Source organism: Paenibacillus sp. BGI2013 (genome assembly GCF_002843485.1).
Classification (GTDB): domain Bacteria; phylum Bacillota; class Bacilli; order Paenibacillales; family Paenibacillaceae; genus Paenibacillus; species Paenibacillus amylolyticus.
In genome coordinates this window covers 139744-151812 of record NZ_PJFA01000006.1, presented here as the reverse complement: position 1 = coordinate 151812, position 12069 = coordinate 139744, and the positions used below count along the sequence as shown (strand labels likewise).

The window sequence follows — 12069 nt, the reverse complement described above, 5'->3', positions numbered from 1 at the left end:
GGAAGATATTTTTGAAAAATAGTTTTCGACAACCAAAAAAGGACTCCAAGAGCCGTTATGGCTACAAGGTAATCCTTTTTATTATGGACAAGTCCGTTGAATGGGCTATACGCCTGCATCAACATGATATGTTAGTACGGTGTCACCAATAGAATATTGTCGAGGAAAACGTCACTCATTACTTTTTTCCCTGTTCCACCCGTTTGCACGTGATACAAGCGATATTGATCTTTGGCATTGATGTAGAAGAGGCCCGAAACATCATCTCTGATATGGAATGCATCCCATTCGTCCCCGGTAAGTTTCGTTACCTTGAGAGCTGTATTAACCGAATAGAGTCCATTGTTGCCCGAGATGTATGCAGCCGTAGATGTACCATTGGTCAATTGATTCGCAACATACGTTACATTGTTCAGGTTCAGATTGGCAGACTTGGTCACTTTGTTGCCCGAGACCGTTTTGGCATAAGCCTTTTTGTCTGCATCAATAAGGACAACCTTGTCTGTACCTAAGGCACTTACTTCACGAACGCTTTTGTTATGAAGTTGAAGTGTTTTGGCTGAAGTGGTTAACGCAAACGCTTTGCCTTTGGCATAATTGTAATCCTTATTGCTGTCGAGAACGATTCCCTTGTTATACACGTAAAGATTGTTTCCCCAACCACCGGAATATACAGCATTCACATCCAGTTTGGCTTTGGGATTTACCGCAGTTGCTTTGCCAGTGTTGTATTTCACCTTATACATGACAACAGCATTGGTGGAATAGAAATCCTCGTAGGGGTCTGTATTTACCATCAGTTGCAGTTCGTTTTTGGCTTGATTCGTAAAATAACGTCCTTCCACTGCGCCTGCGGCAATCCGCTGCACTGCTCCAGCACCGTTGGACGTTTTGGACACGATCCACGTGTTTCCATTAACTAACGCATTATAGTAGGCGCGCCCTTTGGTTACCAGGAGGAATGGGAAGTCGGTATCAGCCTTGTCAGCAATCTTGGTGACAGATGAAGCGTCACTATTGCCATTCGCGCGATAAATGGTACCTGTAGCATCCAGATAATAGATAAATCCGTTATCCGTGTAATAGCTGAGTACATCTGTAGCAAATGTCTCTGCCGCATCGCTGGACCCGTCATTCGGAACCCGAAGCAAGGTTGTGGAAGAAGCAGTCTGCGTGTAGTAGAGATAAGAGCCTGCCGCGAGCAAGTCCACATTTTGGAAATCAATTAATACTTCTGTTGTATTGCTGCCATCCGCGGATACTTTGTACAAAACTCCGTCGGACTCATAATACACTGTGGATTGGTTAAGTGAAGCTGCCTCGGCTGCGGTTCCACCTCCCAATGTCACTGCTGCAATGAGTGTAAATAACAGCAATGTACAGATGGTGCGTTGTACGTATGTATACCTTGTTTTCATTCGTTCATCGTCCCCTTCGTTCTTCTATATGTATGTCGTTAATTCCTTATGTTATATCGGTAAACTATGGAAGATATGTTAGCTCTCAAACATGAAAAAAAGAAGAGGATGAAATTGAATTTCATAGTCATTCAAACCTGAAATCGAATTGCGCATGATGCTGCCAATCCCGTCCCAAAGCATTCTCCGCCTGACTTGATCGTGATAACATTACACTCAACCAGAGCAGAGGAGTGAGCGATCATGTTAATGAATGTGGCGATCATCGGATTTGGGAACGCAGTGGTGAATTATCATTTTCCTTATCTGGACAAAAAAGAAAACATCAGGGTGAAGATGATATATCGTCGAGAGGAAGATCGGGTTGGTGATACAGAGCGTGAATCACTCTATCCCGAGATTACTTTTTCGACGAATATTGAAGACATATTGCAAGATGATGAGATTGAATTGATTGTTATCGCCACCCATGTGGATAGCCATGTAGAGTACGCTAAGCTGGCATTGGAACGCGGGAAACATGTACTGGTGGAGAAACCATTTGCCTCCACTTCTGCGGCAGCCAAAGATATTTTTGAACTAGCCAATCGTAAAAATCTCATCGCCATGGCAAATCAAAATCGCAGATTTGATGGTGACTTTCTGACATTGAAAAAAGTGATTGAGAGCGGCAAACTGGGGAATATTGTTGAAATCCAGTCCCACTATGATTATTTTCACCCGCAGTATGCGAGAAGTGGATTTGGATTGCTGCATGGTTTGGCCGTACATACCATCGATCAGTTAATCTCTATATATGGCGTAGCTGACCGAATTGAATATGATGTTCGGAGTTTGATCGCGCCGGGTGAATCCGATGATTATATCGATATTGATTTTCGTTATGGACGAATGAAGGCCACGATTAAGTGCAGTCTGCTTGTGAAGATCGAACATCCAAAATTCATTGTACACGGGGATCGAGGGAGCTTTGTTAAATATAGCAGTGGGCATCAAACGAAAAATGGAGATGGACGAACCAGGGTATCCATTGAAGCTGAACCGGAGAATAACTGGGGTACGATTAGTTATGTGGACGATGAGGGAACATCACATACGGAGAAAGTTCCTTCGGAAGCGACAGACTATGGCATTTTATATGATCAACTGTTTCAAGCCATTCGACATAACGGTGATAAACCGGTCAAGGATGAAGAGGTTTTATATGTATTGGATATTTTACATGACGGAATCGAAGCGGCGAAGAGAGCCAACTGACAAACAACCAACGACAGGAGCGAAACGATATGATGAATATAGCAACGATTGGTACAGGGTCCATTGTAGATGCCATTTTATCTGCGATCAATGAGCTGGAAGATGTTACGTGTACAGCGATGTACTCCCGGAAGAGAGAGACAGCACAGGAGCTTGCGGGTAAGTATGGGGTCGATACCATCTATACGGACCTGGAATCCCTATTTTCAGATACAAATGTAGATCTCGTATATATTGCTTCACCAAACAGCATGCACTATGAACAGGCCTATCAGGCACTTCAACATGGCAAACATGTCGTCTGCGAAAAACCGTTCACATCCACGCTTCAGGAAGCAGAAACGCTGATTGCACTTGCAAAAGAAAAGAATCTGTTGTTGTTTGAAGCCATCTCCAACATTCATCTGCCCAATATTAAAGTCATACAGGAGCAGCTACCAAAGCTTGGTCCGATCAAACTCATCCAGTGTAACTACAGTCAATACTCGCGCAAATACAATGATCTGCTTGCAGGGGAAACGCCGAACGTATTCAATCCACATTTCTCTGGTGGCGCGCTGATGGATATCAATATTTATAATCTGCATCTGGTCATGAATCTGTTTGGCAGTCCGAATACCGTATCGTATACCGCGAACAAGCATGCAAACGGCATTGATACATCAGGTGTAGTGGTTCTCCAATATCCGGAGTTTATTGCGGAATGTGTAGGTGCCAAAGACACAAACAGCATGAACTTTGTGCTTATTCAGGGCGAGAAAGGTTATCTTCAGGTTGTAGGAGGAGCTAACGGTTGCCGGGAGATCAAGCTTCAGATCGGGAATGAGCCTGCTGTGGCGTATAATGCGCAGACCAAATTGAATTGGCTGTACTATGAGTGGGAAGCGTTCAGGGACATCCATGCAAGTGGTGATCACAAACGGTGTTACGAACTGCTCGAACACAGCCAGTCTGTAATGAGTGTACTTATGAGTGCACGTAAGGATGCCGGGATTGTATTTACAGCAGACCAGCGTTAATCGTTAATACGTATCGCTAATGCTCCCCATGTACAACATGTCGAAAATGTAGAGTACCGAGACCATCGAAGACATTTTGGACAGTCTTAACTGTTCATTGTATCCGTAAGCCAGTAACGTTTCATCACAATGTCTGGACAGGGTTGAATGGTTGTTGCCCGTGACCGCGATGACTTTCATCTGTTTGTTGCTCAGCACTTTGGCGGCTTCAATCATAGATTGGTTCTCACCTGTGTGTGAGATAACAAAAGACAGCGTCAGGCTATTGGGATTCATTGTGTTCAAATAATGCATGTTGGGACTATTATGAGCAATGGCAGATATGCCGAGTTCATTCCACTTGGCACAAGCCTGTTGAGCCAGATAATAATTCATATCACTGCCATAGATATCGATACGTACGGATTCTTTGACCCAGTTCGCGATTCGTAGCAAAACAGGAGCATTTAACATCCGGCGCGTATCATCTAGCGCCTGCTGATACAGGTAAGGAACTGAGTCGATGGCAGCCAGCACGTTGCCTTGTTCTGCAATTGCATGATCCTGCGTCTGCAACGCGGAAGGTATCTGTTGATATTCAAGAGCAAGTTTTAACTGAAAGTCTGGGTACCCCTTGGTACCCAGCTTTTTGCATAAGCGAACAATGGTGGATGAGCTTGTATAGGTCTGCTGAGCCAGTTCATGGGCTGTAGAATCAAATACAACTTCGGGATTGCTTAGGATATAGTCCACAATATGCTTCTCCTGTGCCGTTAATTGTGAAGCATATTTTAATTTTTGAAGTAGTTTGGATTCCATACAGTTGTTCCATTCCTCTCTAAAATCATCCCTTAGCATATATCTCCACATCATAACCTGCACTTATTTATTTCTCAATCTGTATAGCGGAGCGACAGTGTAGTTTGTTGATTTTCGTCGCTACACTCCACATCATTCAGATCTGACTTTCCGCCAGTTGCTGACGACTATTCCACGACGTGACCAGACGAAGAAGAACCACACTTATGAGCAGGAGCACTGCTCCAATCATGACTAACATCCAAGGACCAATCAGCAGCATGCCACTGGCTTGACCAGCGACTAAGGCGATGAGGGGAAGGACAATTAATCCGCCGAGTTGATAGGCTTCCTGGAACCCACGGACCTTGGCCGAGATCAGGACGTTTAATAAAATGACCATAAGACTGCAAGCGGGAACAACCCACACGACAAGTATGATCCAGTTCAGATTGGGAAACATCAACGTTCCAAACATGGGGTACATCAGAATATTGGCAATGATTCCATAGATCAGGAAAGTAACCCAGGATAATAGAATGGAAGGGATCAGGGCAGCTAGCACTTTGCCTTTAAAAAGAGTGTCCATGCTGATCGGTGTGAATAACAACCCTTCCAGCGTCTTACGTTCCTTCTCACCAGCGAAACTATTGGCCGTCAGAATACTGGAGGCCATCACCGGAATGATGAGAAACAAGGGAGCGAACATATACACGGCCAAGTAATAGACAATACGATGATTATCTGTAGGCATGGAAGCAAGCTGAGGAATCTGTCCACCATGGGTTAACGCATCCAATGATTCGAGTAGAAAGCTGATGTTGCCCAGAGAACGAAGTTCCATTCTGGAGGCCGCCCACAGAAGGGCGGAGGGCATAATGATTCCGATAATCAGTGGAACGATCAACATGGGCAACCAGAGCTGAACGCTGGCTGTGACGGATCGGATATCTTTACGTACCAGTGCACGTATGGCTTGGCGGTTATTCATGGTGGTGTGCCTCCCTTATGGCAAAATAGATACTTTCCAGATCACTGCCCGTGATGCGGGCCTGATAGACTTGACCATGCTCCGTTAATTGCCTTAGCAGTAATGGAATATCTTCACGCGATGTAAGCTGAAATACTGCTTGATGTGCGGAGATTATTTCAGGTGTAAAGTCGGTTGCCGTGTGCCATCCTTCTGGCATGTCGGCTTCTACTTCGAGCTTCGGAGTGGACAGGTACCGGCTAACAATCTCCTGTTCCGTGCCTTCCTCCACGATGCGCCCCTTTTCCATGAAAATATAATGATCACAGACAGCTGACAGTTGGGACAGCACATGGGATGAGACCAGGATTGTCATCTTTTCTTCCTTATTTAACTGACGGATAATGCGCAGCACCATCTGAATTCCATCCGGATCCAGGCCATTGGTGGGCTCATCCAGAAACAGGATGGAAGGACGGTGCAAGAGTACTCGTGCAAGGCCCAAGCGTTTCTTCATGCCTGTGCTATAGGTGCCGACTTTTCGATGCTGATAATCCTGCAACTCGAACAGATTTACAAGCTCGTCGATTCGTTTCTTGGCATGCTTCAGGCCAAAAACATCTGCGAAGAAAGTCAGATTGTCACGCCCGCTCATATTTTCATATAATCCACTTTGCTCGGTAAGAGTGCCACACATGGCCAGTACTTTCTCTGCCTCACAAGCGGCGTCCAATCCGTTAATGGTTACCTGTCCACTGGAAGCGCCCAAAACCCCATTCATGATACGGATCAGTGTGGTTTTGCCCGAACCGTTGGGTCCAATCAACCCGGTGACACTGCCTTGTTTAACTGTAAAACTGACATCATGCAGTGCTTGATGCACTTTGAATTGCTTGGATATGTTGCGTACTTCGATCATGTATATTCACCGTCCGATCTGAGTTTGGAGATTATACGTGTGGTAGGCTGATATCGTTCAAATGGACGACAAAAAAGATATTTTCCTCCTTCAATAGTCCCGAATGGAGGATGCACATTTACCCTGAAGTCTGCCTGAAATCGGGTCTCAGGTTTGTTTTCACTCTGTCTTGTAACATGTATCCTTATTTTAGGGTAGAACATCCGTTTCATTGCTATTCATAACGTGGTAATGAAAGATAAGGCCTTACGTCTCATGAATGCCTGAAATATGCATATAACGCCGGTCTTGGTTATTCAGGGCCGGCTTGACGTGATGTTTTGGCGTGCCTGTCACGGGGAACGTCTGTTTCTAACGATTACATAATGAATTCGTCTAACACATCCATATGAATACATCGTATGGGTACATATTGTGTATTGGACGTAGAGGAAGGTGAGTGAGTCATGACAGCATCCAATGAATATCGTTTTCAAGTGAACCTGAGCGGGATGATCCAGATTTTATCCAACCATCTATATAGCAGTCCTAAAGTGTTCTTGCGCGAACTGATGCAGAATGCGACGGATGCGATTACCGCACGAACGGAGTCGGAGCCAGGGTATCAGGGTGAAGTTCGTGTTGAACTGACGGGAACAGGTGAGCAATTGACCATGATGGTGGAGGATAACGGCATCGGCTTGACTGAAGCTGACATCCATGAATTCCTGGCGATGATTGGACAATCCTCGAAGAGGGGGCAGCAAGCGCTGCTGGATGGAGAGACGTCCTTTATCGGGCGTTTCGGGATCGGGTTGTTATCCTGTTTCATGGTGAGTCACGAAATTGTCATGCTGACGCAATCCGCGAAGGGCGGCCCTTCGATGGAGTGGCGGGGCAAGCCGGATGGCACCTATACGATTCGACAGTTGGACACACAGCTGTCCCCGGGGACCAAAGTATATCTGCGTTGCACACCGGACGCGGCGCACTACTTTGAACCAGAGTATGTGAAAGAGGCTCTGTTCTATTACGGAGCATTATTGCCGTATCCGGTCACGCTGTATCATGACGGCGCGCAACATGTGGTGAATAGCGAGACACCGATCTGGCTGATGGACCCTGCACTCGCACGTTCACGCAGAGCGGAGGTATTGGCATTTGGTGAACGTCTGCTTGGCGAGCAGTTCCAAGACTTCATTCCGTTGACAACGGCTTCAGGCCGTACCGGGGGTATTGCTTTTGTACTGCCACACGCGGTTAATCTGAACGCCAAGCGTTCTCACCGGGTTTACTTGAAGCGAATGCTGATTTCGGAGAAGGCCGAGAACATTTTGCCAGAGTGGGCTTTCTTCGTGAAATGTCTGATCTGGACAGATGAGCTTCAACCGACGGCATCACGGGAACATTTTTATGAAAATGAAAAGCTGGAGGAAGTTCGCTCCGAACTCGGAGACGCACTTCGCAAGGGACTGGCCGACATGGCTGAGAGCCAGACGGAACGGCTTCAGAAGCTGATTCGTCTGCATGCTCTGTCCATGAAGGCATTGGCTGTGCAGGATCAAGCATTCTACGCGATGATTCATCGCTGGTTGCCATTTGAGAGTACGAGGGGTCACCGTGAATTGGGTGAGCTGATCGATGAAGGAGAGACATTGTATTTCACGTCCTCTGTTGATGAGTACCGTCAGATTCATCATGTAGCTTCCGCACAATCGATGCTGGTAATTAACGGTGGTTACATCTATGACAGCGATTTGATGGCGACACTGCCGATGACCGTGCACAACGTACACACGGAGCGGCTACAGCCGGATCAGGTCTCGATGAGTTTCACCGATGTGCCACCCGCTGAGCGTAATCAGTATTATGATGCGTTGCGACTGGCCGATTCTGCCTTACAGCGCTTCCGTTGTCGGGCTGAGGTGAAAGGTTTTAAGCCATCGGATCTGCCAGTGTTGTTCACGCTGTCTCAGGAATCCTCAACACTTCGTGCGCTTGAAAAAGCAAGCGAGGAGAGCACGGAATTGTTCTCGTCTGTTCTGGGTTCATTGTCTTCTGGTATGAGTTCAGCAGGGTACTCAACCTTGTATTTGAACGTGAGTAATCCGATCATTCAGCGGGTACTGACATCACCGGATGACCAGATGACACCGATTGCCATCGAAATGTTATACGTCAATGCACTGATGATGGGGCATTATGCCATGAGCAAGCAGGAGCTTGAAGTGTTAAATCAGGGCATTATTCGTTTTATTGATTGGGGTTTGCGTGCCAATACAGATCGTAAGGGGGAAGCCTGATGAAGACAGAGATGGATTTTGAAGAACTGATGGACGAGGCCTATGGTTTGCCCAATGGTCCGGCGAAGCTTGGTATGCTGGAGGAAGCGGCAAGAGTTGCCGATGTGAACGGCATGGAGGAAGAGGCATATGAAGCAAGATCGGAGATTGTGGAGACAGCAACATTCTGTGGTTATCCGATGAAAGCACTGATTGCTTTTTCCTGGCAGCTGGGCAAGTTCGACCAACAGCCCGAAGAATATGATGAAGAAACGTTAATGTGGTCGTACAAATGGATATTGGGCAAGATGCCCGACTTCCCGGAAATATCACGCGAGAAGATCCTAGAGCTGTTGGAGGATTTCGGACGGCGTTTCAAGTCCTATGGTTACAGCGAACGCTCCTACTGGTATTATCGGTTCCGGATCTTTATGGATTTTGGGGAGCTGGAGGAAGCGGGACGCAGTTATGATCGATTCAGAACGATGGATCGTGACTTTATGAGTGACTGCGAAGCCTGTGAGCAGGATGAGATTATGCGATATTTCTTGTTAAAAGGAGACGATGAGAAGGTGTTGGTGGCGGCACAGCCTATCCTGAAAGGGCGTATGAGCTGTGCGGAGATTCCCCATCTGACTTTATCTGAAATTTTGATGCCGTTATATCGGTTGGGACGGACTGCGGAAGCAGATAAACATCAGACCAAGGGATATCGCCTGATCAAAGGCCAGAACGATTTTGTGCAGAGTTTTGCGGAGCAGATGGATTATCTCACACGTACAAATCCGGCAAAAGGCATTGATGTGCTGGAGGAAACACTGGTGTTTGCTGCTGATCATGAAGATCCTTACGCCAAAATGTTGTTTTATGCCAGAGCAGCATCGTTGCTTCGCCGCTGGGTGGAAGAATCTCCAGAATACCGATTGCGTCTGCCAGCATCCTTCCCGTATGAAGGCGATCCGGGCGACCTGCTCAAGCTGGCCGATTACTTTGCGGAGCATGCTCAGACCGCTGCAGCCAAGTTTGATCAGCGCAACGGGAACCTCCATGTATCTTCGTTGATCGAATAGAGACGGATATAACTCATTAACCGATCGCTATAATAAGTTATGAAAAGTAACGAAACAGGCTTGTTCGAGAAGGATCGTATCCTTCTGAACAAGCCTGTTTTTTTCTTGCATCATAAGCATGATCAATCTAATCGGTATGAAGATATTTTATTTTTATTGTGCTGATGTTGCAGAAGGGACCGTTACTGGTACAGGAACCGGCGCAGTTTCAGATGTCTCATCTGCAGGCTCAGCTCCTTCGGCAGGTTCTGCTTGTGGTTGTTGAGCTGCCATCAGTTCAGCGACGATTTGATCTGTTGGTTGGGTAAGCAGCGCATACATGATCGCAGCCTCTTCCTGACGAATCAGAGGTTTGCGGGAAAGGAAATCAACAGAACCATCCTCCATTACCTTCACCTCGGGTCCATGGATACCAAGCTTCGCCATCATCTGAATGGCTGGTACAGCCCATGCATCTGTGTGCCCCGCAAGTTTCACATCATTGAACAGTTCGCTAGGATATTGTAGTTGCATAATTCTCCACATCATGACCATTGCTTCCTGTCGGATAATCACTTGATCCGGCTTAAATTGCTGTTCGTCCGTGCCAGTAATCATACCCAACTCATATCCGAGTTGAATATATCCGGCTGCTGCATGATCTGCCCAGTCGGTGCCAGCAGGAGGCGTAGTTTTGCTGGGCTTCAATCCACTCAGTTTAAGGGTGTTCTCAATAAATTCAGCTCGTGTCACACCTGTTTTTGGTTGGAAAGACTTGTTGCCATCATTCTCATAATATCCAAGAGATTGTATGGCATAGATGGCTTCGGCATAAGGACTGTTCTCACGAACATCCCGGAAGCCCATAGGCTTTTGACCTTTTTTCTCATAACCCATAGGGTTGAGGTAAGGTTCTTTCATGTATGTGGTTCCATCTGCATATTCTTTGAATGCTGTGAATTGACCAGTCAATTCATCTTTGAAGAGATTATCTTCCACCTGAATCAGGTTGCGTTGACCCAGGAATACATCGTTAATGCTCAGTTGTCCTGGCTTATCCCCGCCACCTTTCAAGGAACTTACAATCGTGCTAAGTCGAAGATCTGCGTACAATCCGGTGAAGCGTTGCAGCTCAGCTGCGGATTGCGGCGTGTAATCCTTGAACTGTACAGGCTCTGCATATTCCGGGAAGAAGCTCTGGATGAATGCAGGGTAGAACAGATTACGAAGTGCTCCATTCTGATTATACGTCAGGAAAACGCCTGTATTTTGCTCGGGAATAAGGAAGAGATAAGAGCTGAATCCGGTCAGGTCGCCTCCTTTTGTAATGATACTTGGACTACTTCCTGCTCCGGGAAGCTGAAATGCAGCTTCGAATCCATACGTGGTGTTTGGTAACAGTGGATGAATGGAAGAACGGTACTGTTCCATGCTTTTCACCGTGGATTCCTTGAAAATTCGCTTGTTGTCCTTCACGCCATCATTCAGGAAAGCGATCATGAACTTCCCAATGTCTTCTGCGGTAGACAACATGCCGCCTTGAGGCATAGGTGTTGGAGCGATGGTGTACAGATCAAGCGGATTGTGTGCCGCATCATAGCCAGTAGCCAGCTGCTTTTGGAACTTTTTGTCCAGCATGAAACTGCTGTTATCCATTCCTAGCGGTTTGAAGATATGTTGTTGCATGTAGGATTCAAAGGGTTCGCCGCTTACATTTTCAACAATCATGCCAAGCAGCAAAAACGAGAAATTATCGTACATGTAGGCGCTACCAGGCTCTCGAACGACAGGAGGCATATGTTGCTTTGCGTAATCCTCCATCGCTATGTACTTGTCGAAATCAGTATGGATGTCTTCCTGCTGGGGATCACGGATCTCGAATCCGGTCGTGTGTGTGAGCAGGTTCTCCACAGTTACAGGTTTGTCAAAAGGATTATCGAATTCGAGCCCTTTCACATAGGTCTGAAAATCAGCTTGCAGATCAACCTTGCCTTGCTCCACTAGCTGCATTACAGCAGCTGACGTGAACGTTTTGGATACAGAGGCTACACGGAAGGCCGTATTTTTCGGATCGATCGCTGTTTTACTCTCCACATCGGAGAAGCCATATCCTTTTTCCGCCAGAACTTTGCCATCCTTCACAACAACAACGGAGGCTCCCACATAATGGGGTTTTGCCTCAGGTGAATCGAAGAAAGAATCCAGAAAAGCTGTAGCCGATTCGGTTGTCAGCGCTTTCGTCTTTCCTTGTTCAGCAGCTACTGGAGTCGCGGTCTCCGCCTGGACTGCGGGTACCCACAGACTGAGAGACAGAACCGCAGCCATAAAAGCTCCTGTTAGGGAGGTGAACCTGAAACGGGTCTTTCGTTTGGATAAATGCATGCAAACACTCCTTTATG

9 protein-coding genes are annotated in these 12069 nt (G+C 46.6%); 4 read left to right on the top strand and 5 right to left on the bottom strand.

What is annotated here, in order from left to right:
• Nucleotides 1–131: 131 nt before the first annotated feature.
• Nucleotides 132–1418, bottom strand: coding sequence for a DUF5050 domain-containing protein (locus CXK86_RS16645; protein WP_101314112.1), 1287 nt, complete (start codon nucleotides 1416–1418; stop codon nucleotides 132–134).
• A gap of 243 nt (nucleotides 1419–1661) precedes the next feature.
• On the opposite strand from CXK86_RS16645, the gene CXK86_RS16640 reads away from it, so the two are divergent.
• Nucleotides 1662–2675, top strand: a complete 1014-nt coding sequence (locus CXK86_RS16640) for a Gfo/Idh/MocA family oxidoreductase (protein ID WP_101314111.1) — start codon at nucleotides 1662–1664, stop codon at nucleotides 2673–2675.
• A 32-nt stretch (nucleotides 2676–2707) separates the two neighbouring features.
• Entirely contained in the window at nucleotides 2708–3694 is a 987-nt protein-coding gene (locus CXK86_RS16635; RefSeq protein ID WP_101314197.1) for a Gfo/Idh/MocA family protein, read from the top strand.
• Between the two features lie 3 nt (nucleotides 3695–3697).
• Here the strand turns inward: CXK86_RS16635 and CXK86_RS16630 are convergent, their stop codons facing one another.
• From CXK86_RS16630 to CXK86_RS16620, 3 genes are all read right to left on the bottom strand, one after another.
• Nucleotides 3698–4492: a MurR/RpiR family transcriptional regulator gene (locus CXK86_RS16630; protein WP_257467882.1), complete on the bottom strand. Its 795-nt coding sequence runs from the start codon at nucleotides 4490–4492 to the stop codon at nucleotides 3698–3700.
• A 136-nt stretch (nucleotides 4493–4628) separates the two neighbouring features.
• Nucleotides 4629–5462: an ABC transporter permease subunit gene (locus tag CXK86_RS16625; protein ID WP_101314109.1), complete on the bottom strand. Its 834-nt coding sequence runs from the start codon at nucleotides 5460–5462 to the stop codon at nucleotides 4629–4631.
• Nucleotides 5455–6360: an ABC transporter ATP-binding protein gene (locus CXK86_RS16620; RefSeq protein WP_100529957.1), complete on the bottom strand. Its 906-nt coding sequence runs from the start codon at nucleotides 6358–6360 to the stop codon at nucleotides 5455–5457. Before CXK86_RS16620 ends, CXK86_RS16625 begins: the two co-directional genes overlap by 8 nt.
• Nucleotides 6361–6806: 446 nt before the next feature.
• Between CXK86_RS16620 and CXK86_RS16615 the strand changes: the two genes are divergently transcribed.
• Nucleotides 6807–8642 carry an HSP90 family protein gene (locus tag CXK86_RS16615; RefSeq protein ID WP_101314108.1) on the top strand — a complete coding sequence of 612 codons (1836 nt, stop codon included), beginning with the start codon at nucleotides 6807–6809 and terminating at the stop codon, nucleotides 8640–8642.
• Nucleotides 8642–9691, top strand: coding sequence for a hypothetical protein (locus CXK86_RS16610; protein WP_101314107.1), 1050 nt, complete (start codon nucleotides 8642–8644; stop codon nucleotides 9689–9691). The genes CXK86_RS16615 and CXK86_RS16610 overlap by 1 nt, the downstream gene beginning before the upstream one ends.
• A gap of 153 nt (nucleotides 9692–9844) precedes the next feature.
• On the opposite strand, the gene CXK86_RS16605 is transcribed toward CXK86_RS16610, so the two are convergent.
• Nucleotides 9845–12052: a serine hydrolase domain-containing protein gene (locus tag CXK86_RS16605; protein ID WP_101314106.1), complete on the bottom strand. Its 2208-nt coding sequence runs from the start codon at nucleotides 12050–12052 to the stop codon at nucleotides 9845–9847.
• Nucleotides 12053–12069: the final 17 nt, after the last annotated feature.